We start from the raw sequence: 24,232 nt of genomic DNA, 5'->3' as shown, positions 1-24,232 counted from the left end.
CCTCTAGCGGGCATTCGCCACCCGCCCCTGGGCAACGAAGCGCATCATCCACTCCGCCACCGTCACGCCGTGGTGATCCTGCCCAAGGCTGTCGACACCCTGACGGTAAACCGTCTCGCCCAAGGCTGTCTGGCGCAGGTCGAGCAGCGCGCGCGAATAATCGTGGATGAACTCCGGATGGCCTTGGAAGCAAAGGACCTGATCTTCGATGCAGTAGGCGGCAATCGGGCAGAACGCACTGGAAGCGATCAGCGTGGCGTTTTCCGGTAGACGGGTAACCTGGTCCTGATGGCTGATCAGTAGCGTCAGCTCCTCCTGCCGCGGCGTCATCCATTCCGGCTGATGATGCAGTTGATACCGATGGGTACCAACCCCCCAGCCCTGCTCCGCTCGCTCGCTGCGGCCGCCGAACAGCAGGGCCAGGAGCTGGTGACCGAAGCAGATGCCGAGCAGCTTGTCGCCGCGCTGGTAACGATCCAGCAGGTAGGTCTTGAGGGTCTGAATCCACGGATCGCTACCGAAGGAATCCGCCTTGCTGCCGGTGACCAGATAGGCGTCGTAGCGCTCCTCATCCGCCGGATAGCGGCCTTCCACCACATTGAAGACTTCGAACCGGGCCGGGATCGGCTGCTGGGCGAACAGGTCGACGAACATGCGGCCATAGCCCTGGTAACGGTCGATCAATTCGGGGCGAAGGATATCGGTTTCGAGAATGCAGATGCGGAGCGGCATGACAGGTCCTGGGGCTGAAGCGGATGTGCGTTTTTTTTAACACAGCTCCACAAATCCTGAACAGGCTGGACAAACCTGCTTCGTATCACTGCGCTCGATACTCATCATCTTTGCCATTCACTTCTGCGCTGGACGACCCTCGGCAATGATTCAGGCGTCGGCTTCGAGCCTATCCAATACGAGGACATCGCCATGAATACCTTTGCCGCCATCGCCAGCCTGGCCGCCGCCTCTTCCTTCGCCAGCAGCCTGCCGTCCGAATACTACCGCCCAACGCCGAAGACCTCCGCCGCCCAAGGCAAGGACGACAAGCGCCCTGCCAGTCACTGAGCCATGCGCCGCTCCGGCGGCGCACTCGACAAGGAGACCACCATGAGCAATGCCGAGAACCTGTCGCTGCGAAACGGCTATGGCGTGACCTACGCCACCCTGGATGAGACCGGGCTGCACTTCGAGTCCGAACTGGCGATCCATCTCCAGGACGGCAGCCTGCTAACGCTGAAGATGCCCACCCGGCAGAGCGAGCAGCATGCGATCCGCGAAGCCCTTCGTGGCCGGACTAACCGACGCGCCGCCTGAACGGAGAACACGCCATGAGCCGCCTCACCCTGAAATACGCCCGCAACGGCGCCCTCGCCGGGATCGGCCTGTATACGGTCATCGCCGCCACCCTGCTGGCGCTGAGCATGAGCGTCGGCAGCGCGCGTACCGCCTCGACCGGCGACGCGAGCCTCAGCCCGCTGCCGCAGATCGGCCAGGCGGTCGGCGCCCTCCTGAAAAGTTGAACGACGGCATCACGCCGACTACCGAAGACACGAAGATCATGACCCTGGAGAAGAAGCACTTTCTTGCCGTCGCCGGCCTGGTCGCCCTGACCAACGGACTGTCCCTGCTGGGCTTCGGTAACGCCTCGGCGGGCGCGCTGGCCAGAACCATCGAATGCAATTCGGCGATTGCCCGCCACAGCGAAGCCAGCGTTACCCTGAAGCACCTCGCCGGCACCCCGCCCTGCGAGCCGGAAAGGCCGTTTGCCGGACCTTTCCGATATGTCTGCGCCGAGCAGTAGGGTTTGCCTCAGAAGCTCTCGCCCTTCGCCGCCTTCTCCAACAACAGCGCCGACGGCTCGAAACGCTCGCCATACTGTTCCGCCAGGTAGTGGGCATGGGCGACGAAGTCTTTTACCCCGTACTGGTTGATGAATTGCAACGCACCGCCGGTCCAGGCGGCGAAGCCGATACCGAAGATCGACCCGACGTTGGCATCGGCCACTGACGTGAGCACGCCCTCTTCCATGCAGCGCACCGTCTCGATGGCCTGGATGAACAGTATGCGGTCGCGCACGTCTTCCTGGGGAATCTGCCGGTCGGCCTTCTCGAAGCGGGCCTTGAGTTCCGGCCAGAGGTATTTCTTGCCGTTGGCCGGGTAGTCGTAGAACCCTGCGCCAGCCGCCTTACCCGGTCGCTTGTACTCGTCAAGCATAAGGTCGATCACAGCGAATGCCGGATGCTCCGGCAGGGTCTGGCCCTCGGCTTCGAGGTCTTTGCGAGTCTGCGCGCGGATATGGCTCATCAGGCTCAATGAGACCTCGTCGGAGATCGCCAGCGGGCCCACCGGCATGCCGGCCTTGCGCGCTTCGTTCTCGATCATCGCGGCGGACACCCCTTCGCCAAGCATGGCCAGCCCCTCGTTGGTGAAGGTACCGAATACCCTGGAAGTGAAGAAGCCGCGCCGGTCGTTGACCACAATGGGGGTTTTCTTGATCTGCAGGACGTAGTCGAAGGCCCGTGCCAGGGTTGCGTCGCTGGTGCGCTCGCCACGGATGATTTCCACCAGCGGCATCTTGTCCACTGGACTGAAGAAATGCAGGCCAATGAAGCGCTCCTGCTTCTGCACCGCGCGGGCCAGGCCGGTGATGGGCAGGGTCGAGGTATTCGAAGCAATGACCGCATCCGGTAGTGCCGCGCGCTCAGCGGCAGCGGTGACATTGGCCTTGAGATCGCGGTCTTCGAAAACGGCCTCGATGATCAGATCGCAGCCCTCGAAGTCGGCTTCCTTGTCGGTGGTACGGATACGCGCCAGGATGGCGTCGCGCTTCTCGGCAGCCATGTGGCCGCGGCTGACTTTCTTTTCCAGCAGCTTGGCCGAATACGCCTTGCCCTTCTCCGCCGCATCGGCGGAGACGTCCTTGAGCACCACGTCGATACCGGCTACAGCCGACACATAGGCGATCCCCGCACCCATCATGCCGGCACCGAGCACGCCGACCTTGCGGGTGACATAGGGCTCATGGCCCTTCGGCCGCGAGCCGCCGGCGTTGATCTCGTTGAGCTGGAACCAGAAGGTGCCGATCATGTTCTTCGCCACCTGGCCGGTGGTCAGTTCGGTGAAGTAGCGCGTCTCGATCAGTTGCGCGGTGTCGAAGTCCACCTGGGCGCCTTCCACCGCGGCGCAGAGAATCTTTTCCGGGGCCGGGAAGCAGCCCTTGGTCTTGTCGCGCAGCACCGACGGCGCAATGGCCAGCATCTGCGCCACGTTCGGGCTGGACGGCGTGCCGCCGGGAATCTTGTAGCCCTTCTCGTCCCAGGGCTGCACCGGGTTCGGGTTGGCGGCGATCCAGGCGCGGGCCTTGGCCATGAGGTCGTCGCGGTCGGAAGCGATGGCATGGATCAACCCGGCCTTGAGCGCCGTATCCGGGCGGACCTTCTTGCCTTCGGCCAGATAGGGCAAGGCCTTCTCGATGCCCAGCAGGCGCACCATGCGCACCACCCCGCCACCGCCCGGCAGCAGGCCGAGGGTGACCTCCGGCAGGCCGAGCAGCACGCCCGGCGCATCCAGGGCGATGCGGTGGTGGCAGGCCAGGCAGATTTCCCAGCCGCCGCCGAGGGCCGCCCCATTGATGGCGGCCACCACCGGCTTGCCGAGCGTTTCCAGGCGGCGCAACTGCGCCTTGATGCCAAGCACCATCTGGTAGAACGCCGTGGCGTCGGCCCGGGTGACCTTGACCAGTTCATTGAGATCCCCGCCGGCGAAGAAGGTCTTCTTCGCCGAGGTGACGATCACTCCGGCAATGGCATCTTTCTCGGCTTCCAGGCGGTCGACGATCCCGGCCATGGCCTCGCGGTACACCGCGTTCATGGTGTTGGCGCTCTGCCCAGGCATGTCCATGGTCAGAACGACGATCCCGTCCTGGCCCTTTTCGTAACGGATGGCGTCAGTCATTTCAGTATCCCGCGGAACGTGTAGACAGGTTCGAAGAGGCGAACGACCCCGCGAACGTCAAATTCTTTCAATGATGGTGGCGATGCCCATGCCGCCGCCCACGCAGAGCGTGGCCAAGCCGTAGCGCAACTTGCGGCGCTCCAGTTCGTCGAGCAGCGTGGCGAGGATGATGCAGCCGGTGGCCCCCAGCGGATGGCCCATGGCGATGGAGCCGCCGTTGACGTTGACCTTGCTTTCCGGCACGCCCATGTCCTTCATGAATTTCATCACCACCGAGGCGAAGGCTTCGTTCACCTCGAACAGGTCGATGTCGTCGACCTTCAGCCCAGCCTTGGCCAGTGCCTTGCGCGTCGCCGGCGCCGGGCCGGTGAGCATGATGGTCGGGTCGCTGCCGGTCACCGCCGTGGCCACCACCCGGGCGCGGGGCTTCAGGCCCAGCTCGCGGCCCTTGGCTTCCGAACCGATGAGCATGGCCGCCGCACCGTCGACGATCCCCGAGCTGTTGCCGGGGGTGTGCACGTGGTCGATGCGCTCGACATGGCTGTACTTGCGCAGGGCGGTGACGTCGAAGCCCATCTGCCCCATCATCTCGAAGCTCGGTTTGAGCGCTCCCAGGCCTTCCAGGGTGGAGTCGGCGCGAATGAATTCGTCGTGGTCGAGCAGGACGATGCCGTTCTGGTCGGTCACCGGCACCAGGGTGCGAGCGAACAGGCCCTCGGCGCGTGCCTTGGCAGCCTTCTGCTGGGAACGCAGGGCGAAGGCATCGACATCCTGGCGGCTGAAGCCCTCCAGGGTGGCGATCAGGTCGGCACCGATGCCCTGCGGCACGAAATGGGTGTGCAGGTTGGTTTCCGGGTCCATGGCCCAGGCGCCGCCGTCGGAGCCCATCGGTACCCGCGACATGGACTCGACCCCGCCCACCACCACCAGGTCCTCGAAGCCGGAGCGTACCTTCATCGCACCGATGTTCACCGCCTCCAGGCCCGAGGCGCAGAAGCGGTTGAGCTGCACGCCGGCAACCTGCTCGTCCCAGTCCGCCACCAATGCGGCAGTCTTGGCGATGTCCGCGCCCTGATCGCCCACCGGGGTCACGCAGCCGAGGACAATGTCGTCCACCTGGCTGGTGTCCAGTCGGTTGCGTGCCTGCAGCGAACGGAGCAGGCCGGCGATCAGGTTGACCGGCTTGACGCTGTGCAGCGCCCCATCCTTCTTGCCCTTGCCGCGAGGCGTGCGCACCGCGTCGAAAATGAGTGCTTCGGTCATGGAGTCCTCCGCCCGGAATGGGCGTTCTATCTGGTCGGACTACCTTAGCGTCGCCCCCTGCGGGCTCAATGACCGAAGCGCTCAGCACGATTGACCTGACCGCTCAGACGAACGGTCGTTTCATGGTGTGGGGCCAGCCAATCGCGAGAAACGCGTCTGCCACGCGGCTGCTTCCGCCTCGTTGGCAAGCCGCCATAACCGGTCATCAGGAAGAAGCAAAGATTTGTTACCAAGGCTTCTAAGCGCTCGCCGACGCGGGCCCTAGAGTTGAAATGACAGGTACCGCTGCCGGGTCTTGCCGGAGCGGACGATTTTCTACGCCAAGGCGTGGCGCAGCAGCCCGACAAGCCGTCAGCGCGGGATGCACGCCAGCCAACAAGAAAAAAGGCATACGGCCATGTTCAAGCAGCGCAAAGTCCGGCAGGCGAGCCTGATCGTCTTCGCCACCACGGTCATTCTGATCCTTCCCAACCTGACCCGTCTGGTCGGTTGACGTCAGCCACCCGTTCCCACGGTCGCTCTCCGTCTTCCGCCCCAACGACGGATCGGAGACGGAGTGTTGGCGAGCGCTCGGCAGCATGGACTCCCGTTCGACTACGGCCGGTACCCCCTGTGTCATCGTCCCGATCGACACGGTGTCAATTCCAGGAAAAGCTGATCAACATGATGGGTTTCTCATCGTTGAAACCCGCATTCTAGAGCCATAGGACTGTCCCGCCCCAGTGTGTTAGGGTGCGGTGCGCAATGACTAAGGAGTTCCGTCCATGCCCCCTATTTTCCTCGCCCTCTCTTTTTTCAGCGTCGCCGCGACAGCCGCCGAAGTCGATCAACAAGCCGCTGTGGCAGCCCTGGAAAAACCGCAGGCCGTCCTGATCGGCATCGATACCCGCGAGACGTTCGCCGACAGCGCCCTTCCCGATACCCGGCACCTTAGCCTGGAGGATGTCACGACGAAGGTTCCCGAGGTGGCGCCGGACAAGAACACCCCCATCGTCCTCTACGCCGCCAGCGCCCGGCGCTCGTCGATCGCCCAGGACTCGCTGACCGCGCTGGGCTATCGCCAGGTGATCAACGGCGGCAGCTACTACGGGCTCAAGAAGGCCCTGCAACAGGACGAAGCTCAGAATTGAGCGACTGAAGACTTCCGCAGCGGCTGGTTTCGAGGCAACGTAGCGCTTCTTTACATTAGGGAAGACTTCTTATGTACCGATGGCTGGCCTTGCTTCTCGTCCTGTCCCAACCGGTGCTCGCCGCCGAACTCACTCTCGAACTCCCCTCCGGCAGCCGCAGTTGGACCACGGAACAGCTGCTGGCGCGCCCGGACATTCGGGAAGTGACCATCGACAACGATACCGCCTACAAGCGCAAGACCATCTACCGCGCCGTACCGCTGGCCAGCCTGCTCGAAGGTATCCGCCCCGGCGATCACCTCCAGGTGGTCGCCCTGGACGGCTTCGTTGCCGAACTGGCCGCTGCGCCTCTGCTCGCCACCTCAGGTTCGCGTGCCTGGCTCGCCATCGAGGATCCGGCGAAACCCTGGCCGCCGCTCGGTGAAGACAAGCCGAGCGCCGGACCGTTCTTCCTGGTCTGGACCGATCCACAGATCGACCGCATCGTGCCCGAGCAGTGGCCCTACCAGATCGCCACGATCCGCAGGTTGCCCCCGGTGGCCGAGCGCTTCCCGGCGCTGCTGCCGGCCGCCGAGGCCAGTGCCGACGTCCAGGCGGGGTTCGCCCAGTTTCAGAAGAACTGCCTGGCCTGCCACCGCCTGAACCGCCAGGGCGATGCGCAGTTCGGCCCGGACCTCAACGTTCCCTACAACCCCACCGAGTATCTCCAGGCCGGCTTTCTCAAGCGTCTGATCCGCAACCCGCAGGACCTGCGCCACTGGCCGCAGGCCCGGATGCCGGCCTTCGCGGAAACCACGCTCAGCGATACCGAACTGGACCAACTGATCGCCTACCTGAGCCACATGGCAAGCCGCAAGGTACAGTGACGGCACCGCTGCCGCGCCCGTCTGCAGCGGTGCGCGGCGGTACCTTTCCGGGGAACTTTCCCGCCCCCCTCGCCGCCAGAAAAGAGTAATGCCCGTTCAGGCCCCTGCCAGACCGCAGGGCATGCGCTCATTTCTGGAGGACCTATGCAACAGTGGGATTTCTGGCTCAACCAGCTCTTCTGGCTGAACACCGCCATCGTGCTGACCGTGACCCTGGTCAGCTACCTGATTCTGCGCAGCCTGATCGGCATCCTGAGCAAACGCTTGGCCACCTGGGCCGCGGGCCGTCAGAACAAGTTCTACGGTTTTGCCGTGGAAATGCTCAGGCGGACCAGCCGCTTCTTATTATTCGCCTTCTCGCTCCTGCTCGGCCTCAAGCTGATCGAACTGACGCCGAAGTGGGAGGACGCGCTGTCCCACGGCTGGTTCATCGTGCTCGCCCTGCAGGTCGCGCTCTGGGTGGACACCGGCGTGCGCCTGTGGACACAGAACCTGCTGTTCTCCAGCGACAGCCCGCGCAACCCGGTAACCACCACGCTCATCTCGATCCTGGCGCGGATGCTCATCTGGTCGGTGATGCTGCTGTCGATCCTGGCCAATCTCGGCGTCAACATCACCGCGCTGGTGGCCAGCCTGGGGGTTGGCGGTATCGCCGTCGCGCTGGCCGTGCAGACGCTGCTCAGCGATATGTTCGCCTCGCTGTCGATCGGCGTGGACAAGCCCTTCGAGATCGGCGATTTCGTGGTGTTCGGCTCGGTGGCCGGCTCCATCGAGCACATCGGCCTGAAGACCACCCGCATCCGCAGCCTCAGCGGCGAACAAATCGTCTGCGCCAACTCCGAGCTGCTCAAGCAGACCCTGCACAACTACAAGCGCATGGAGCAGCGGCGGATCGTCTTCAAGTTCGGCATCACCTACGACACCCCGGCGGACAAGGTGCGCGGAGTGGCGGCGCTGGTCGCCCGGGTGATCAAGGCGATCCCCGATACCCGTTTCGACCGCGCCCACTTCCAGTCCTTCGGCGATTACCAGCTCACCTTCGAAGTGGTCTATTACGTGCTGAGCTCCGACTACAACAAGTACATGGACATCCAGCAGGAAATAAACCTCGGCCTGCTGCAAGGCCTGAAGGAACTCGAGGTGAAATTCGCCTTCCCGACCCGCAGCCTGGAATTCGTCGGCGGCCAGTTCCCGGACATCAAGGTGGCAGGCCTGCAGACGGAAAACCCGCCGGCCAATGCCGGCGAAGCCCGCCAGGAGAAAGGCCCGCGGCGGATGCCTTGAGCACCCGCCGGCCCCACTCGGCTACTGCTGCTGCACCTGCATCAGCGGCGATACCAGCACCCGGGCGTGCATCTGCTCGCCCCCGCCGCCCCGACGCATGCCGCGCACCGGACAGGCATCGAGGTAATCCAGCCCCACCGCCAGCTTGAGATGGCGTTCCGGCCGGGTCAGGCAGTTGGTCACGTCGAAGCTGTACCAGGCGTCGCCGAGCCAGGCCTCGGCCCAGGCATGGCTGGACAGGTGCGTGCTGCTTTCGGTGTAGAGATAACCGGATACGTAGCGCGCCGGCACGCCGAGGCTGCGCACGCAGGCAAGGAAGGCGTGGGCGTGATCCTGGCAGACCCCGACACCACCGGCGAAGGCCTCCGCCGCCGTGCTTTCCACCTGGGTGGTGCCCGGCTGGTAGGTGATCCGCGCATTGAGCGCCTGCATCAGGTCGGTGAGCGCGCTGCGGTCGCGACGGTCCTTGCACTGGCTGACGGCGAACTCGCGCAGCGCCTCGTCCGGCTGGGTCAGGCGGGTAAAGCGCAGGAACGGCAGTGCCGACTGCCGGTCATGCTCGGCGTCCTGGTGCTCGTCGATATCCACTTGGCCGCGGGCACCGATGACGATGGACTCGTGCGGCTCGTCGAGGGTCAGTACGTGGAGGATGTTGCCATAGGGATCGCGTTGCGCCCGGGCCGGGCGCGGCAGGTCGAGCTGCCAACTGATCACGTGCTGGCGCTCGCTCTCCTGGGGTGTGAGGCGCAGGTATTGGATGCTCGCGCGAACCTGATCGTCATAGTGATAGGTGGTGTCGTGGCGAATGGAAAGTCTCATGCGGCCTCCAGATAGGAGCTGTGAATGGCGCTGGCAAGCTGGCGGACCAGCAGGATGAAATCGGTGAGCCAGGTATGCAGGCCCTCACCGAGGACTTCGTCGATGCCGGTATAGCGCAGGCGGGCCTCCAGTTCGGCGGCCAGGCGCTGCGCCGGGCGGCCGTTGTCGCCGGGCAGACCGCCGAGCATCAGGTTCAGTTCGTCCACGCAGGTGCGCAGCGAGCGCGGTACGTCCGGGCGCAGCAACAGCAGTTCGGTGACCTTGCGGGTACGCGGCGAGCCCCGGTAGATCTCGGTGAATGCCTCGAACGAGGACAGCGCGCGGAGCAAGGCGCTCCACTGGTAGTAGCCACGGGCCGAGGTATCGCTGACCGCATCGGCTTCCTCGCCGAGCATTTCGTAGCGGGCATCGAGCAGGCGCAGGGTGTTGTCGGCCCTCTCGATGAAAGTGCCGAGGCGGATGAAGCGGTACGCCTCGCCGCGCATGATGGTGCCGAAGGTAGCCCCGCGGAACAGGTGCGAGCGCTCCTTCACCCACTCGCAGAAGCGGCTGATGCCGTAACGGCCGAGGCCCTGCTCGGCAATGCCGCGCATCTCCAGCCAACTGGCGTTGATGTTCTCCCACATGTCCGCGGTGATCCGCCCGCGCACCGCATGGGCGTTGCTGCGCGCGGCGGCCAGGCAGCTGTAGATGCTCGCCGGGTTGTTAGCATCCAGGGCGAAAAAATTCAGCATGCGCTCGGCATGCAGCTCGCCATGGCGGTTCAGGTAATCGTCCAGGGTGCCGGTGATCAGCAACGGCATGGCCAGTTCGTCGAGGCCGTCGCCACGGCCGTCCTGCGGCATCAGCGACAGCGAATAGCTGACGTCGAGCATGCGCGCCAGGTTCTCGGCACGCTCCAGGTAACGCGACATCCAATACAGGTCGGAGGCAGTTCTACTGAGCATGTTGCACTTCCTTTCTCGGGTTCCGGTTCGTGCGGAACTCAGTCTTCTACGATCCAGGTGTCCTTCGTGCCCCCACCCTGGGAGGAGTTGACCACCAGGGAGCCCTCGCGCAGGGCCACACGGGTCAGCCCGCCGGGCACCAGCCGGGTCTCGCGGCCGGACAGCACGAAGGGGCGCAGGTCGATGTGGCGCGGGGCAATGTCGGTCTCGACGAAGGTCGGACAGGTCGAGAGACACAGCGTCGGCTGGGCGATGTAGGCCTCCGGGCGAGCCTTCAGGCGGGCGCGGAAGGCTTCGATCTCCGCCGCGCTGGCGGCCGGACCGACCAGCATGCCGTAGCCGCCGGAGCCCTGGGTCTCCTTGACCACCAGCTCCGGCAGGTTGGCCAGCACGTGGGACAGCTCCTCGGGCTTGCGGCATTGCCAGGTCGGCACGTTCTTCAGGATCGGCTCTTCGTCCAGGTAGAAGCGCACCATGTCAGTGACAAAGGGATAGACCGACTTGTCGTCCGCCACGCCGGTACCGATGGCGTTGGCCAGCACCACGTTGCCGGAACGGTACGCCGCCAGCAGGCCGGGCACGCCGAGCATGGAGTCCGGGTTGAAGGCCAGCGGATCCAGGAAGGCATCGTCCAGGCGCCGGTAGATCACGTCCACCTGGCGTGGCCCCGCCGTGGTGCGCATGTAGACACGGTCGTCGCGGACGAACAGATCGGCGCCCTCCACCAGCTCCACGCCCATTTCCCGGGCCAGGAAGGCGTGCTCGAAATAGGCGCTGTTGAAGCGCCCCGGCGTCAGCACCACCACGCTGGGGTTGTCCAGCGGACTGGAGCTTCTGAGAGTGTCGAGCAGCAGGTTCGGGTAGTGATCGATCGGCGCGATGCGCTGCACCGCGAACAGTTCGGGGAACAGCCGCATCATCATCTTGCGGTCTTCCAGCATGTAGCTGACGCCGCTCGGCGTGCGCAGGTTGTCTTCCAGCACGTAGTAGGTGCCGTCGCCGTCACGCACCAGGTCGACACCGGAAATGTGCGAGTAGATGTCGCGGTGCAGGTCCAGGCCCTGCATGGCCAGTTGATATTGTTCGTTGGCCAGCACCTGCTCCGGCGGGATGATACCGGCCTTGAGGATGCGCTGATCGTGATAGAGATCGGCGAGGAACATATTCAGCGCCTTGACGCGCTGGATGCAGCCGCGCTCGACGACACGCCATTCGCTGGCCGGGATGCTGCGGGGGATGGTGTCGAAGGGGATCAGGCGCTCGGTGCCCTGCTCATCCCCGTAGAGGGTGAAGGTGATGCCGGCGCGGTGGAACAGCAGGTCGGCTTCGCGCCTTCGCTGGGCCAGCAGCTCCGGCGGGGTGTCCGCCAGCCAGCGGGCGAACTCCTGATAGTGTGGCCGGCAGTGGCCGTTCGCATCGTACATTTCGTCATAAAAGACGCGGGCCATGATTGACTCCTTATCACCCGGACTCAAGGGTGACGTCGCAAGGCCCGTGCCAGGGAAAATTCTCCTTTTATTTCAAAAACATAACGATTAAAGCGAAGCCTTACGCACCACTTCGGTGCACTTTCACTTCGCCGGTAAATGCCAACGCCCCATCCTACGGCAGCCTTTACGCAGGAACCGCTCAGCCACCGAACGCCAACCCCAGCCAATGCCGATAGATGCCCTCGGCAACCCGCATCTGCGCCGCCACCCGGTTTTCCAGATCCTGCAGCATGTGGGGTCGGCCCTGCTGGCTGGGTTGGGTTTCGTCGAGCAGGTGGGCCCAGTCGGTGGTCCAGAGACGCACCAGTTCCTCGTCCACCTCCGGGTGCCCTTGCAGCGCCAGTACCTTGTCGCCCCAGGAGAAGCCCTGGTTCGGGCACCAGGGGCTGGACAGCAGCCAGCGGGCATCCTCCGGCAGGCCGAAGGTGTCGCTGTGCCACTGGAAGACCGGGAACTCCCCCGGAGCATGGGCGAGCCAGGGGCTCTGCTCGGGCAGATCGCGCCGGCTCAGGGGCTGCCAGCCGATCTCGGTGTAGGGCATGCGGTGTACCGAAGCGCCCAGCGCCTTGGCCAGGAGCTGACCGCCGAGGCAATGGCCGATCACGGGAATATCGCGCCGGATGAAGTGCCGCAGCGCGGCGATTTCTGCCCCGATCCAAGGTAGCGGATCGTTGACGCCCATCGGCCCGCCCATCACCGCCACGGCCTTGGGCCGGTCGAGGTCAATCGCCTCCAGTTCCCCCAGGTCGGCGCGCACCACGGTGAACGCTCGCTGCTGCATATCCAGCACACGGGCCAGATGCCCCGGCGGGCAATAATCGACATGCGTGACTATCAGAATATCGGTCATGGACTACCTCCGGTCAGACGGAAGGCAAAGCTCATGCCGAGCCCGAGGGTAGCCGGGGAACGTTCGATTCGACGGGAGATTTCGTTCACCGGGCCGGCACTCCTGCCGGCCGGTGACCTGCCAGGTGCGGATCGCGCATCCTGCGCGTCAGGTTCGCGGCATCAGGATTTCCTGAGTCACGCCCCAACCGTCCAGCACGCCGCCAAGCGGTGCGACAACCGACTCGAGGTCCTGCTCGAAATCGTCGATCCCGGCGTGGGTGGCATACATCACTTTACTGACCTGAAGGTGCCAGGCGCCGTCCTCCCGGGCGCTCACCTGGGCGTTCAACGACTCCCCACGAAAATTCTTCGCTGCCATCCGGGCCCGGTCCTCGTCGGGAAAGATGGCATAGAACTCGATGGGATGGACGCGGGCGAAGTCGAAACCACCTTCTTTCATGCGGCGCAGAACATTGCTGCTGACATCATCGTGGAAGGCTGTACTCATGAAGCGACCTCCTCTCAGGCGATGGATGGATTTACCGCTTTCATCGTCTTGCCGCCGCACCACTCGCAGCGGCATCAAGGCACTCGGCGTGCCGCAGGGTTTCGGACAGGATCGTCCGAAGGGTCAAGGCCGATACCGGAACGGCACCGGTGAATGACGTCGGGCAGGCGAATGCCGCCCAAGACACCGTCCTTTTCAGGGTAGCGCCATCGGCCGATCTCTGCCGAGCGGCAAAACACCCTGTCACAAAACCGGCGACAGGCGGCACTTGGCCACCTGTCGATTCCGGCATTCGCCGAACGACTATGTATCGACCGCCAACCAGGGCTTTGCTCCCGTTGGCTACACTGCTGCCAGGCCACGCCATGGAGGAATACCGCATGCCCCGCTCCGTCGACCTGTGGATCGCAACCCGCAAGGGTCTCTGGAAACTCGCCGGCGACGCCGGACGTCAACGCTGGGACCTGTCCGGCCCGTACTTTCTCGGTCATATCGTCCACCACGCCGTCGCCGACCCACGCAATCCCGGCGTGGTGCTGGCCGCAGCCCGCACCGGCCACCTCGGCCCGACGGTGTTCCGCTCCGCGGATGGCGGCCAGACCTGGCAGGAGGCCGAGGCGCCGCCCGCATTTCCCAGCGAGCCGAACGGCCGGGTGCTCGACCATGTGTTCTGGCTCACCCCCGGCCATTCGTCGGAACCCGACGTCTGGTACGCCGGCAGCGTGCCCCAGGGGCTTTTCCGCAGCGACGACGGCGGGCGCACCTGGCAGGGCGTGGAAGGCTTCAACCAGCACCCGCGCTACCGCGACTGGGCCGGCGATCCGGCGGAAGGTCCGCCCGGTGGCGCCAAGCTGCACTCAGTCCTGATCGATCCCCGCGATGCGACCCACCTCTATATCAGTATGTCCAGCGGCGGCACCTTCGAATCCCGCGACCGCGGCGCCTCCTGGCAACCGCTCAACCACGGGGTACGCGCCGACTTCCTGCCCGAGCCGCCACCGGGCGGCTACCACGAGTACGGCCACGATCCGCACTGCGTCCAGCTCCACCCGCTGGCGCCGGACCGGCTCTACCAGCAGAACCACTGCGGCATCTTCCGCCTTGACCGCCCGGGCGATACCTGGACCGACATCGGCGCCAACCTGTCCACGCCGGACAGCGTGCGCCATGACATCGGCTTCCCGGTCACCCTGCACCCACGCGATCCCGACACCCTATGGGTCTTCCCGATGGACGCCACCGACGTCTGGCCGCGGGTATCGCCCCAGGGACGGCCATCGGTCTACCGTTCGCGGGATGGCGGAACGTCCTGGCAGCGGCTGGGCAGCGGTCTGCCCGCCGAACAGGCCTGGTTCACCGTCAAGCGCCAGGCCATGAGCGCCGACAGCCACAACCCGGTCGGCGTCTATTTCGGTACCACCAGCGGCGAGGTCTGGGGCAGCACGGACGAAGGCGAAAGCTGGACCTGCCTGGCCCGCTACCTGCCGGAAATCTACAGCGTCGAGGTGAGCTGATGCGCATCCTGCTACCCACCCACGTGCAGAGCTATACCGGCGGGACCGCCGAGCTGGACCTGCCCGACGCGCCGACCCTGGCCGCGCTGTTCGTCGAACTGGACGCCCGCTATCCCGGCCTGCGCTTTCGCGTCATCGACGAACAGGGCGCCATGCGCCCGCACTTCAAGGCGTTCGTCAACGGCGAGATCGAGCGCGACATGCGGGCCGCGCTGCCGGCCGGCGCGGAGGTCATGCTGGTTGCTGCGCTGTCCGGCGGCTGAGACCGCCAGGCCCGGCATCAATCCTTGTCGGGCTTGCCGTCCGCCACCCCGGCGGTGTTATCGAGCAGGCTCTGGGTCGCCGTCTGCAGGAAGGCCTCGAGGCTCTTCTTCAGCGCGGCGGCCTCCGGCGTACCGTCGATGCGCCGGCTCTTGGAGTCCGCGCCCAACTGGTATTCGTAGTAGCGCGCCGGCATGTCCTTCGGCTGCACGAGGATGCGCGAATCGTCGATGAAGGCCACGGTCTGGTCGCTGCCGGACGGCTTGATCACGCCGAAGCCCTTGTCGTCGGCCGGCAGGTTGAGCAGGTCGCGGCCCCAGCACTGGTGACGCACCTCCCCGCCCAGGCGGCCCATGATGGTGGGCACGATGTCCACCTGGGTGCCGACGATGTCGCGGCGGTCGCCGAATTTTTCCTGGATGCCCGGCCCGATCAGCAACAACGGGACATGGAAGCGGTAAAGGTCCATCTCGGTGAGTTGCTCGTTACTGCCGAAACCATGGTCGCCAACGATCACGAACAGGGTGTCCTTGAAGTACGGCGCCTTGCGCGCCTTCTCGAAGAACTGACCCAGGGCCCAGTCGGAATAGCGCATGGCGGTCAGGTGCTGGTCCAGCGAGCCATGGCCGGTGACAGGCGCCACCGGCAGCTTATCCGGCAATGCGTAGGGCGTGTGGTTGGACAGTGTCTGCAGCAAGGCATAGAAGGGTTTGCTGCGGTCCTTCTGCGCCAGCTCTTCGGCGGCGCGGTCGAACATGTCCTGGTCGGACACGCCCCAGGTGGGGTCGGCGAACACCGGGTTCACGTAGTCGTTACGGCCGATGAAGGTGGTCATCCCCTGGTTGCCGAAGAAGCCGGCCTGGTTGTCCCAGGCGAAATCGCCGTTGTAGACATAGAGATCGTTGTACTTCCGTGCGCTGAGCAGTTGCGGCAGCCCGGAGAATTTATGGGTGCCTTCGGGGCTCTGCATCAGGTATTCGAAGCCCGGCAGGTTGGGAAAGCAGGCCATGGTGGCAAACATGCCCTGATGGGTGTGGGTGCCGTTGGAGAAGTAGCGGGTGAACAGCGTGCCCTCCTTCGCCAAGCTGTCGAAGTACGGGGTGATGCCGTCGCGGCTGCCCAGCGCGCCGACATAGTGGCCGGCGAAGCTTTCCATGAGGATCACCACCACGTTGCGGATCGGCAGGGTGCCGGCCTCCGGCGGGTTGTAGTCGCGACGCACCGCGGCGGTATCGGCGTCCACCAGACGGTCGTCCGGCACCAGCAGCAGGTCGCGGGTGGTCTGGCGCGCCTCCGCCGACGGCTGGGTCGCCTTCCAGATGTTGTCGCGCTCTTCGGAGAAACGGCTTTTCGCCGCGCTGTACAGGCTCAGGGTGCCGTTCAGCGCCAGTTGGTTGGCAAACATCGAATCGGTGGTGAAGGCATCGCCCCAACGCAGCGGCGGTCCCTGGCGCAGCGTCCCGCGGGCGGCGGCTACGGCCACCACCAGGCAAAGGAAGAACACCGCGCAACGCCAATACCAGGCGACCGGTTTCGCCGCGGCGGCCTTGCGAGTCACCATCGGATCGGGGCGGCTCATGTTGTCGAGGGCTTTGAACACGTTGGCCAGCAGCCAGGTAACGAGCGCCCAGGCGAGCAGATAGCGCAGTACCGGGAAGCCATACCAGAGCATGCTGAGGACGGTCTTCGGATCTTCCTGGATGTACTGGAACACCAGGCTGTTCAGGCGTTGATGGAACTCCCGGTAAAAATCCAGCTCCAGCAGGCCGAGGAAGAAGGTCAGGCTGGCAAATACCGTCAACCACACCCGGTGCAATTGCCGCGCAGCCATGGCGCGGGCGCTGAGGATCGACAGCAGCAGCGGTATGCAGGCGAACACCACCACCCGCAGGTCGAAGCGCATCCCGGTGAAGAACGCCTCGACGAAGGTGGCGACCGGCGTCTCGCCGATCAGCTCGCGGTTGTAGATCAACAGGATGCCGCGCAGCAGGCTGTACAGCACCAGCAAGGCGGTGGCACTCAGCAGGATGAAGCCTAGGTGGCTGCGCAGGCCGGGGTGGGCGGGCGAATGAGCGGTGGCGTCCGTCTGGGCCATGGTTCAGATTTCCTGGGGAGTCCGTTGGATTTCGAGAATGCGGTTGCGGCCCTGCTCCGCCAGCAGGAAGCGGTCCGGGGCGACTTCGAGAAGGGTCTGGGCGGAACGCAGATGATCGGCCACGACCTGCAGTTGCCCATCGGTATCGAGCCAAAGCAGGCGCGCCATGTGCGTGGCGTCTTCGCTGACCCAGACGCCACTGGCGCTGCACAGCAGAAAGCCCGGCTGGTTCAGGCCCTCGACCAGGGTCCGGTCGTTGCCCTCGGCCCGCCATTCGCGCACCCGGCCCTTGCCCTTTTCGACGTACAGCACGCGCCCGTCCGGGCAGATGGAGACGCCTTCGCCTTCCATCAAGCCATCGCGCAGGACGGTGGTTTCGTCCGTGTCCGGGTCGTAGCGCAACAGGCGGCCGCTGGGTTTGTCCTCGATGGCATAGAGATAGTTCCCGTCGCTGGCGACCCCTTCGAAATTCTCGCCGTTGAACAGCGTGGTCAGGCGGTCCCCTTTCAGCCAGAACAACGGCAGCCGGCCACCCTCCTGGGTGATCGCCAGACCGCCGCGGTAGCGCACCAGGCCGTCCGGCTTGGACAGCCCGGTCAGCACATGAGCGACCGAGCCGTCGGCGTGGAGCCGCAGGATGCGCCCCCTGCCATCCTGTAGTTCCTGGCTGACGAACAACCCGCCTTCATCGTCTTCGGCCAGCGCGCTGACCTTCTCCAGGCCATCGTGCAGAACGCGCAGGCTCCAGCCGGCCGCCAGGGTCACCGGATAGCAGTGGCGCCAGGCAAGCACGCCCAGCCCCAGCACCAGGCCGAGGACCGGCAGGAGCAACAGGCGGAAGTTGCGTGTTCGTTGCGGTGAAGACATGGGGCGCTCTGAATGCCAGCGAGCCGAAGCGGCCCGAGGCGCAGAGTGTCCCGTACGGGGTGTGAAAATTTTGTCGAGAAGCGGAGCGGCGATGTGGGATACCGCTCATTCCGGCGAAGGCGGGCGGCGTGACGGATATCGGCTGCCGCCGCAAAAGGCCGGACACGAGCGCACCGGGGCGCTCATGTCCGCGCGGCGTACCGTCAGTCGTTGCTCGGCTTGCCGATGGCTTGCAGCACATACTGCGGCAGGGCGAAGGCGCCCAGGTGGACGTCCGGGTTGTAGTAGCGGGTGACGATGCCGCTGCCGGCGAAACGCTGACGCAGGGTTTCCAGCGACAGCTTGCGGTAGGCAGCGTCGGTGGCGCCCCAGGCGAAGGTCATGGCGCCGCCGATGTAGGTGGGCACCGCGGCCTGATAGAAGTGCCAGTCGGCGAACAGGCCGTTCATGCGGCTCGCGGTGGTCTGCACTTCCGACAACTGCATGAACGGCGTGCCGTTCTGCGTGACCAGGATGCCGCCTTCGTTCAGGCAGCGCCGGCAGGCCTGGTAGAAGTTCTCGGAGAACAGCACTTCGCCGGGGCCAATGGGATCGGTGGAGTCGGAGATGATCACGTCGAACCGCTCCTCGGTGGTGGCGACGAAACGCATGCCGTCGTCGATCACCAGGTTCAGGCGCGGATCGTCGAAGGCGCCCTTGGAGTGGCCCGGCAGGAACTCCTTGCACATGTCCACCACGGTGCCGTCGATTTCCACCATGGTGATGCTCTCGACGCTGCGGTGCTTGCTCACCTCGCGCAGCATGCCGCCGTCGCCGCCGCCGATGATCAGCACGCGCTTGGCCAGTCCATGGGCGAAGATCGGCACGTGGGTGAGCATTTCGTGGTAGATGAACTCGTCGGCCTCGGTGGTCTGGATCACCCCGTCCAGGGCCATGACCCGGCCCATCCGGGCGTTCTCGAAGATCACCAGGTGCTGGTGTTCGGTGCGCACCTCGTGCAACAGCTTGTCCATGCTGAAACGCTGGCCGTAGCCTTCGTAGAGGGTTTCCAGATAGTCGCTCATGGGTCAATCTCCCTGATCCTGAAAAAAGGCTGCGATATGGACGGTAGCCGAAGCCCGCCCCACGAAGAAAGGCGCGCATTCTACGTCGGCGAGAATGACAGGTCGAACCTTGCGCGCCCGGGATGATGGCGTTTCGACCCGCAGCGCCACGCAGCCCGGACGCGGCGCGCCCTGCCGCAGGAATAGCGGCAACTGGCCTTCAGCGAGCGTCGATTCGAAAGTCGTTTCCGGGAAGACAACCCACCGCGCAAGCGCTATCGTCGCGCCCATGAACGACCTCGCGCCCCTCCCCGTCCAGCCACGCTGCTGGCACCTGCCATACCGACAGCCCTGGGACTGGAAGCAGTTCCACCAGCATTTCCAGCTTCGCCTGCTGCCCGGCGTCGAGCGGCTGGCCGCGAATGGCTACAGCCGCAGCGTGCGCGTGGGCGACGTGCGCGGCTGGCTGCGGGTGCGTCCGCTGGCCGAACGCCCAGTGCTGGAGCTGACCTTCAGCCCGTCGCTGTCCGGCCTGGAGCAACCGCTGATTGCGCGGGTGCGGCGGATGTTCGACCTGGATGCCGACCCCGCGGCAATCGGCGCGCACCTGGGCCAGGACCCGCTGCTGGCCACCCTGATCGCCCGCTACCCGGGCCTGCGGCTGCCCACGGCCTTCGATCCGTTCGAGCAGGCGGTGCGCGCCATCGTCGGTCAGCAAGTGGCGGTGAAAGCCGCGATCACCATCGTCGGCCGGCTGGTCGGCCGGCTCGGCGAGCCCCTGGACGATGTGGAAGAGGACGGACCGCAGCGGCTGTTCCCCACCCCCGACGCCATAGCCGACGATCCGCTGGAAGGCATCGGCATGCCGGGCAAACGGGTGGAAACCCTGCGCCGCCTGGCGCGGGCGGTGCGCGACGGCGAACTCGCCCTGCATGTGAACGACGGTGCCGCTGCACTGGTCGAACGGCTCTGTGCCCTGCCCGGCATCGGTCCCTGGACGGCCGAGTACATCGCCCTGCGCGCCTTCGGCGAAACGGATGCCTTCCCCGCCTCCGACCTCGGCCTGCTCAAGGCGCCGGTATGGGGCCTCGGCGGCACCGACGCCCGCACGCTCGCGGCCCGCTCACAGGCGTGGCGCCCCTGGCGCGCCTACGCCGCCGTTTATCTCTGGCAAAGCTACGCGGAGACCTGATGCCATGTATTACCGCTATCACGACAGCCCCATCGGCCAACTGCTACTGGCCGCCGACGGCGCCGGCCTGCGCCGCCTGCACATGGACGCCCATAGTCCTTGGGAGCTGAGCGACGACTGGCAGCCGGCCAGCGATCAGTTGGATGAGGTATGCCGCCAGCTCGACGAATATTTCGCTGGCCGCCGGCGACGCTTCGAACTGCGCCTGGCCCCGGCCGGCACCGAATTCCAACGGGCCGTATGGACAGCCCTGCTGGACATCCCCTTCGGCCGCACCAGCAGCTATGCCGAGCTGGCCCGCTGCATCGGCCGGCCGAAAGCCGTGCGCGCCGTCGGTGCCGCCAATGGCGCCAACCCCATCGCGGTGATCATTCCCTGCCACCGGGTGATCGGCAGCAACGGCAGCCTGACCGGCTTCGGCGGCGGCCTGCCGCGCAAGGCGCAGCTGCTGCGATTGGAAGGCGCGGCACTGCCGGAACAGACGATGCTGATCTAGCGGGAACCAGATGTCATGACGAAGCTTCGGCCCGCGGCCCCATCAAGAACCAGTTGAACACCCCAAGCAGCGGGAAGAGCACCAGCAAGGCGATCCACAGCGCCTTCATGCCCGGGCTGGAGCGGCTCCGGACCACCTGAACGATAGCCCAGAGATGCAGCGCCAGCAGGAGCAGGCCGATCGCACCGTAGAACAGCAGCCCGCTCCCGCCTCCATCGTCGAACACCGCGACCTCAGGGCAGCCGGTCCGGTTGTACCGACCTCGGCCCCATCAGGGCCCAGACGATCAGGCCGACGACCGGCAGGATGACGATGAACAGCACCCAGAGCACCTTCTTGCCGGTGTCGGTACTGCTGCGCACCACGTTGATGACCGCCCAGACGTCCAGGGCGAAGATAATCAGGCCAATCAGGCCACCGAATGCATCCATGGGAAGACTCCTTCAAGGAAAGGCTCTTCTCATAGGATACGACTCGGTGCGATGGGTTCACCCTGGCCGGAGTCAGAACCCGGCGGGGTCGATCACCGCAAAGCTGGCCACGGTCGGATGGCCCGCCAGCTCGCCGCCTTCCCGGGCCAGCCCGCAGGTGGCCATGCCGGCTTCGCGGGCGGCGTCCAGTTCCTGCACCACGTCCGAAAGGAACAGAATGTCTTCCGCCGCCAGCCCGATGGCCTCGGCAATACGCCCGTAGGACGCCGCCTCGCGCTTGGGCCCGGAGGTCGTGTCGAAGTAGCCGGAAAACAGCGGCGACAGGTCCCCGGCGTCCGAGCAGCCGAAGATCAGCTTCTGCGCCTGGATCGAGCCGGAGGAATAGACGTACAGGCGGTAGCCCTCCTCTTGCCAGTGCTTCAGGGCTTCCACCGCATCCGGGTAGACATGCCCCTTGAGCTGCCCGGCACGGTAGCCCTGCTCCCAGACCATGCCTTGCAGCGCCTTGAGCGGCGTGGCCTTGCGGTCTTCGGCGATCCAGCCGAGGAGAATGTCGATGACCCGCTCGACGTCGGCGCCAGGCTCGCCGGCTTCGGCACGGGCCGCGTCCAGTTGCGCGGCCACGGCCGGCTCCGCGGCATGCTGGCGGACGAAGTCCGGCAAATGGCGGGCGGCATAGGGAAAGAGCACGTCGAAGACGAAACTGACGGCACTGGTAGTGCCTTCGATGTCGGTGAGAATGGCTTTGATCGGCATGCGAACTCCCGCGAATCAGTCTTCCAGGCGCGGGAAGCGGCTGGCGATGTCGTCACCGGTGAACTGCGCGACCCAGCCCTCCGGGTTGTTGAACAGGCGAATCGCCACAAAGTGCGGGTGTTCGCCCATGTCGAACCAGTGGCGGGTGCCGGCCGGCACCGAGATCAGGTCGTTCTTCTCGCAGAGCACGGCGTAGACATACTTGTCGATGTGCAGGGTGAACAGACCGCGACCGGCGACGAAGAAGCGTACCTCGTCTTCGCCATGGCGATGCTCGTCGAGGAACTTGGCACGCAGCTCGGCCCTCTGCGGATGATCGGCGGTGAGACTGACCACGTCCACGGTGACGTAGCCGCGCTCCTGCATCAGCTTGTCGATCTGCGGACGGTAGGCGGCGATTACCTCCTCCTGGCTGGCGCCGGCGGCGATGGGCGCACTGGCTTCCCAGCGCTCGAAGCGCACGCCGACCTCGGCAAGGGTGGCGGCAATGTCCTCGGCGTGAGTCAGGACCTTGTTCGGCAGTTCGGGATTGGATTCGTGGTAGACGCTCAGGCTGCTCATGCGGTTCTCCCTGGCTCCATGACTTTCGTAGAGGGGCGAACTGATCCGCCCGACGGGTTATCGACAGGCGAACGGATTCGCCCCCTGCTGCTCAGCGCGCCTGCAAGGCACGCACCTTCAATTCGCATTCGAAGAGGAATTCGAATGCCTCCACCTGGCGCAGCGCATCGCTCATGCGCGGCCCCCAGGTGTACAGGCCATGCCCGCGAATCAGGTAGCCGACGCAATCGGAGTTCGCATCGAGCCAGGGCTGCACCTTAGCCGCCAGGCGGGCGATGTCCTGGTCGTTGTCGAAAATTGGCACGCAGACTTGGCATTCGTGGGTGGAAATCCCGGAAAACGCCTTCTGCAGCTCGTAGTCGGAAAACACCAGCGAATCGCTAAGGGTCAGCCGCGACAACACCGTGGCGTTGACCGAGTGGGTATGCAGCACCGCGCCGATCTCCGGCTTCCAGGCGTAGAGCTGGGTATGCAGCAGTGTCTCAGCGGACGGTTTCTTCCCCGGTTCGAGGCTGTTCCCCGCCAGATCGGTGGCGAGTACGTCGTCCGGGCCGAGCTGGCCCTTGTGCTTGCCGGACACGGTCAGCAGCGCTTCCTTGTCGCTCAGGCGCACCGAATAGTTGCTGCTGGTGGCCGGCGACCAGCCACGGCCGTACAGGAAGCGACCGGCCTCGATAATCTCTCCGGCGAGTTGTTCACGATTGGCTGTCATGCCCTCTCCTCTTTCAAGCGGGTGGCAATGATAACGGTTGCCGCCAGCGCCGCCAGACTGGCGATGACGAAGGTCCAAACCGGCCCCAGGCTGTTCCAACTGTAACCGGAGTACAGCGCCCCCAGCGCACCGCCCACGCCGGCGAGGGTCGCGTAGAGCGCCTGGCCCTGGCCTTGCTGACGGTCGCCGAAGCTGCGCTGGACGAAATGGATCGCCGCCACATGGAAGCTGCCGAACGTCGCCGCGTGCAGTAACTGGGCGAACAGCAGCACCGAAAGATGATCGGCCAGGGTGCCCAGCAACAACCAGCGCAACGCCGCCAGCAGGAAACTCGCGGCCAGCACCTGGCGCAACGAGAAATAGCACAACACCCGCGCCATGACGATGAACAGCAGGACTTCCGCCACCACACCCAGGGCCCAGAGCAAGCCGATCACGCCGCGCGAGTAGCCCAGCGCCTCCAGGTGAATGGTCAGGAAGGTGTAGTACGGGCCATGACTGAGCTGCATCAGGCCGACACACAAGTAGAAGGCCAGCACACCGGGCTGGCGCAACTGGCGGAAGAAGCCGCCCCGGTCCGGTCTATCCTCACCAGTCTGCGGCTGGGCGTTAGGGATCCAGCCGCTGCCTGCGACGATTCCCGCCATGATCAGCAGGATCGCTAGCGGATACGCGTCCAGGCTGACCCAGTCGAACAGCTTGCCCAACCCGACCACGGTGAAGATGAAACCGATGCTGCCCCACAGGCGGATCTGACTGTAGCGTGCCGCCTGATCTTGTAGATGGGCCAGGGTGATGACCTCGAACTGCGGCAGGATGGCGTGCCAGAAGAACGCATGTAGCGCCATGATCAGCGCCAGCCAGGCATAGCTCTTGTCGATCAGGATCAGGGCGAAGCTGAGCAGCGTACAGACCGCCCCCAGCCGCACGATGGCCAGGCGTCGGCCGGTGTAGTCGCCGAGCCAGCCCCAGAGGTTGGGCGCCAGGCAGCGCATGAGCATGGGAATCGCCACCAGCTCGCCGATCCGTGCACTGGGAAAGCCCAGGTGAGCGAAATACAGCGCCAGGAACGGCGCCGTGGCACCGAGCAGGCAGAAGTAGAAGAAATAGAAGCCGGACAGGCGCCAGTACGGGAGAGCAGTCATAAGCGGCAAGATTCAAGCGGCAAGCAGAGGCGCAAACCACCACTTGCGGTTTGTAGCTTGTGGCTTGCCG

Annotated in this window: 29 protein-coding genes; 11 read left to right on the top strand and 18 right to left on the bottom strand. The window is 65.2% G+C overall.

Annotated elements, in window-relative coordinates; all coding sequences use genetic code 11:
* Nucleotides 1-3: 3 nt before the first annotated feature.
* Complete coding sequence (locus BZL41_RS16765; RefSeq protein ID WP_095600360.1) at nt 4-732, bottom strand: amidotransferase; 729 nt, start codon at nt 730-732, stop codon at nt 4-6.
* Between the two features lie 192 nt (nt 733-924).
* Here BZL41_RS16765 and BZL41_RS28575 point away from each other — a divergent pair, with 192 nt between their 5' ends.
* The 4 genes from BZL41_RS28575 to BZL41_RS16750 are packed head-to-tail and all read left to right on the top strand — an operon-like array spanning nt 925 to nt 1,798.
* A complete protein-coding gene (locus BZL41_RS28575) occupies nt 925-1,062 on the top strand; it encodes a hypothetical protein (RefSeq protein WP_168191018.1) in 138 nt (45 codons plus the stop codon).
* Between the two features lie 42 nt (nt 1,063-1,104).
* Nucleotides 1,105-1,311 (top strand): type III secretion system co-regulatory protein PtrC, encoded by a 207-nt coding sequence (ptrC, locus tag BZL41_RS16760; protein ID WP_095600372.1) that lies wholly within the window; start codon nt 1,105-1,107, stop codon nt 1,309-1,311.
* A 14-nt stretch (nt 1,312-1,325) separates the two neighbouring features.
* Nucleotides 1,326-1,517: a hypothetical protein gene (locus BZL41_RS16755; RefSeq protein ID WP_095600359.1), complete on the top strand. Its 192-nt coding sequence runs from the start codon at nt 1,326-1,328 to the stop codon at nt 1,515-1,517.
* A gap of 38 nt (nt 1,518-1,555) precedes the next feature.
* A complete protein-coding gene (locus BZL41_RS16750) occupies nt 1,556-1,798 on the top strand; it encodes a hypothetical protein (RefSeq protein ID WP_095600371.1) in 243 nt (80 codons plus the stop codon).
* 8 nt (nt 1,799-1,806) lie between these two features.
* On the opposite strand, the gene BZL41_RS16745 is transcribed toward BZL41_RS16750, so the two are convergent.
* Entirely contained in the window at nt 1,807-3,951 is a 2,145-nt protein-coding gene (locus BZL41_RS16745) for a 3-hydroxyacyl-CoA dehydrogenase NAD-binding domain-containing protein (protein ID WP_095600358.1), read from the bottom strand.
* Between the two features lie 57 nt (nt 3,952-4,008).
* On the bottom strand, nt 4,009-5,214 hold the full coding sequence (locus BZL41_RS16740; RefSeq protein WP_095600357.1) for an acetyl-CoA C-acetyltransferase: 1,206 nt from the start codon (nt 5,212-5,214) through the stop codon (nt 4,009-4,011).
* Nucleotides 5,215-5,978: 764 nt separating this feature from the next.
* On the opposite strand from BZL41_RS16740, the gene BZL41_RS16735 reads away from it, so the two are divergent.
* From BZL41_RS16735 to BZL41_RS16725, 3 genes are all read left to right on the top strand, one after another.
* Nucleotides 5,979-6,344, top strand: coding sequence for a rhodanese-like domain-containing protein (locus tag BZL41_RS16735; protein ID WP_095600356.1), 366 nt, complete (start codon nt 5,979-5,981; stop codon nt 6,342-6,344).
* Nucleotides 6,345-6,415: 71 nt separating this feature from the next.
* Nucleotides 6,416-7,210 carry a cytochrome c gene (locus BZL41_RS16730; RefSeq protein ID WP_095600355.1) on the top strand — a complete coding sequence of 265 codons (795 nt, stop codon included), beginning with the start codon at nt 6,416-6,418 and terminating at the stop codon, nt 7,208-7,210.
* 144 nt (nt 7,211-7,354) lie between these two features.
* Nucleotides 7,355-8,494 carry a mechanosensitive ion channel family protein gene (locus tag BZL41_RS16725; protein WP_095600354.1) on the top strand — a complete coding sequence of 380 codons (1,140 nt, stop codon included), beginning with the start codon at nt 7,355-7,357 and terminating at the stop codon, nt 8,492-8,494.
* A gap of 21 nt (nt 8,495-8,515) precedes the next feature.
* Here the strand turns inward: BZL41_RS16725 and BZL41_RS16720 are convergent, their stop codons facing one another.
* The 5 genes from BZL41_RS16720 to BZL41_RS16700 form a co-directional block, all read right to left on the bottom strand.
* The gene (locus tag BZL41_RS16720; protein WP_095600353.1) at nt 8,516-9,313 is read right to left on the bottom strand and encodes a transglutaminase family protein; all 798 of its coding nucleotides are present in this window, start codon (nt 9,311-9,313) and stop codon (nt 8,516-8,518) included.
* On the bottom strand, nt 9,310-10,260 hold the full coding sequence (locus BZL41_RS16715) for an alpha-E domain-containing protein (protein WP_095600352.1): 951 nt from the start codon (nt 10,258-10,260) through the stop codon (nt 9,310-9,312). The genes BZL41_RS16720 and BZL41_RS16715 overlap by 4 nt, the downstream gene beginning before the upstream one ends.
* A gap of 38 nt (nt 10,261-10,298) precedes the next feature.
* Nucleotides 10,299-11,708 carry a circularly permuted type 2 ATP-grasp protein gene (locus BZL41_RS16710; RefSeq protein ID WP_095600351.1) on the bottom strand — a complete coding sequence of 470 codons (1,410 nt, stop codon included), beginning with the start codon at nt 11,706-11,708 and terminating at the stop codon, nt 10,299-10,301.
* A 181-nt stretch (nt 11,709-11,889) separates the two neighbouring features.
* The gene (locus tag BZL41_RS16705) at nt 11,890-12,600 is read right to left on the bottom strand and encodes a type 1 glutamine amidotransferase (RefSeq protein ID WP_095600350.1); all 711 of its coding nucleotides are present in this window, start codon (nt 12,598-12,600) and stop codon (nt 11,890-11,892) included.
* Between the two features lie 147 nt (nt 12,601-12,747).
* Nucleotides 12,748-13,089: a ribonuclease E inhibitor RraB gene (locus tag BZL41_RS16700; protein WP_084339151.1), complete on the bottom strand. Its 342-nt coding sequence runs from the start codon at nt 13,087-13,089 to the stop codon at nt 12,748-12,750.
* Nucleotides 13,090-13,469: 380 nt separating this feature from the next.
* Between BZL41_RS16700 and BZL41_RS28570 the strand changes: the two genes are divergently transcribed.
* Together BZL41_RS28570 and BZL41_RS28565 are read left to right on the top strand one after the other, a co-directional pair.
* Nucleotides 13,470-14,603: a sialidase family protein gene (locus BZL41_RS28570; protein WP_168191017.1), complete on the top strand. Its 1,134-nt coding sequence runs from the start codon at nt 13,470-13,472 to the stop codon at nt 14,601-14,603.
* Complete coding sequence (locus BZL41_RS28565) at nt 14,603-14,866, top strand: MoaD/ThiS family protein (protein ID WP_168191016.1); 264 nt, start codon at nt 14,603-14,605, stop codon at nt 14,864-14,866. Before BZL41_RS28570 ends, BZL41_RS28565 begins: the two co-directional genes overlap by 1 nt.
* Before the next feature lie 17 nt (nt 14,867-14,883).
* Here BZL41_RS28565 and BZL41_RS16690 read toward each other — a convergent pair whose 3' ends face one another.
* The 4 genes from BZL41_RS16690 to BZL41_RS16675 form a co-directional block, all read right to left on the bottom strand.
* A complete protein-coding gene (locus BZL41_RS16690; protein ID WP_095600349.1) occupies nt 14,884-16,959 on the bottom strand; it encodes an LTA synthase family protein in 2,076 nt (691 codons plus the stop codon).
* Nucleotides 16,960-16,962: 3 nt separating this feature from the next.
* Nucleotides 16,963-17,826 (bottom strand): hypothetical protein, encoded by an 864-nt coding sequence (locus tag BZL41_RS16685; RefSeq protein ID WP_095600348.1) that lies wholly within the window; start codon nt 17,824-17,826, stop codon nt 16,963-16,965.
* Between the two features lie 203 nt (nt 17,827-18,029).
* The gene (gene speE / locus BZL41_RS16680; RefSeq protein WP_095600347.1) at nt 18,030-18,890 is read right to left on the bottom strand and encodes a polyamine aminopropyltransferase; all 861 of its coding nucleotides are present in this window, start codon (nt 18,888-18,890) and stop codon (nt 18,030-18,032) included.
* 3 nt (nt 18,891-18,893) lie between these two features.
* Nucleotides 18,894-19,160, bottom strand: a complete 267-nt coding sequence (locus tag BZL41_RS16675) for a hypothetical protein (protein ID WP_095600346.1) — start codon at nt 19,158-19,160, stop codon at nt 18,894-18,896.
* On the opposite strand from BZL41_RS16675, the gene BZL41_RS16670 reads away from it, so the two are divergent.
* Together BZL41_RS16670 and BZL41_RS16665 are read left to right on the top strand one after the other, a co-directional pair.
* A complete protein-coding gene (locus tag BZL41_RS16670; protein WP_095600345.1) occupies nt 19,159-20,061 on the top strand; it encodes a DNA-3-methyladenine glycosylase in 903 nt (300 codons plus the stop codon). The two genes, BZL41_RS16675 and BZL41_RS16670, sit on opposite strands and share 2 nt — an antisense overlap.
* Nucleotides 20,062-20,065: 4 nt before the next feature.
* Nucleotides 20,066-20,557, top strand: a complete 492-nt coding sequence (locus tag BZL41_RS16665; protein ID WP_095600344.1) for a methylated-DNA--[protein]-cysteine S-methyltransferase — start codon at nt 20,066-20,068, stop codon at nt 20,555-20,557.
* A gap of 13 nt (nt 20,558-20,570) precedes the next feature.
* Here BZL41_RS16665 and BZL41_RS16660 read toward each other — a convergent pair whose 3' ends face one another.
* From BZL41_RS16660 to BZL41_RS16635, 6 genes are all read right to left on the bottom strand, one after another.
* Entirely contained in the window at nt 20,571-20,783 is a 213-nt protein-coding gene (locus tag BZL41_RS16660; RefSeq protein WP_256578174.1) for a PLD nuclease N-terminal domain-containing protein, read from the bottom strand.
* 7 nt (nt 20,784-20,790) lie between these two features.
* The gene (locus BZL41_RS16655) at nt 20,791-20,988 is read right to left on the bottom strand and encodes a PLD nuclease N-terminal domain-containing protein (RefSeq protein WP_084339160.1); all 198 of its coding nucleotides are present in this window, start codon (nt 20,986-20,988) and stop codon (nt 20,791-20,793) included.
* Between the two features lie 72 nt (nt 20,989-21,060).
* Nucleotides 21,061-21,744, bottom strand: coding sequence for an acireductone synthase (gene mtnC / locus BZL41_RS16650; protein WP_095600343.1), 684 nt, complete (start codon nt 21,742-21,744; stop codon nt 21,061-21,063).
* A gap of 15 nt (nt 21,745-21,759) precedes the next feature.
* On the bottom strand, nt 21,760-22,305 hold the full coding sequence (locus tag BZL41_RS16645; RefSeq protein ID WP_095600342.1) for an acireductone dioxygenase: 546 nt from the start codon (nt 22,303-22,305) through the stop codon (nt 21,760-21,762).
* A 91-nt stretch (nt 22,306-22,396) separates the two neighbouring features.
* Nucleotides 22,397-23,017, bottom strand: coding sequence for a methylthioribulose 1-phosphate dehydratase (locus tag BZL41_RS16640; RefSeq protein ID WP_095600341.1), 621 nt, complete (start codon nt 23,015-23,017; stop codon nt 22,397-22,399).
* Nucleotides 23,014-24,162, bottom strand: a complete 1,149-nt coding sequence (locus BZL41_RS16635; RefSeq protein WP_095600340.1) for an MFS transporter — start codon at nt 24,160-24,162, stop codon at nt 23,014-23,016. Before BZL41_RS16635 ends, BZL41_RS16640 begins: the two co-directional genes overlap by 4 nt.
* Nucleotides 24,163-24,232 lie beyond the last annotated feature (70 nt).

Origin of the sequence: Pseudomonas sp. PIC25, assembly GCF_002286785.1 — a bacterium.
In the GTDB taxonomy this organism is placed as follows: Bacteria; Pseudomonadota; Gammaproteobacteria; order Pseudomonadales; family Pseudomonadaceae; genus Pseudomonas_M.
Note: the sequence above shows the minus strand (reverse complement) of the source record. Positions and strands in the feature narration are given on the sequence as shown.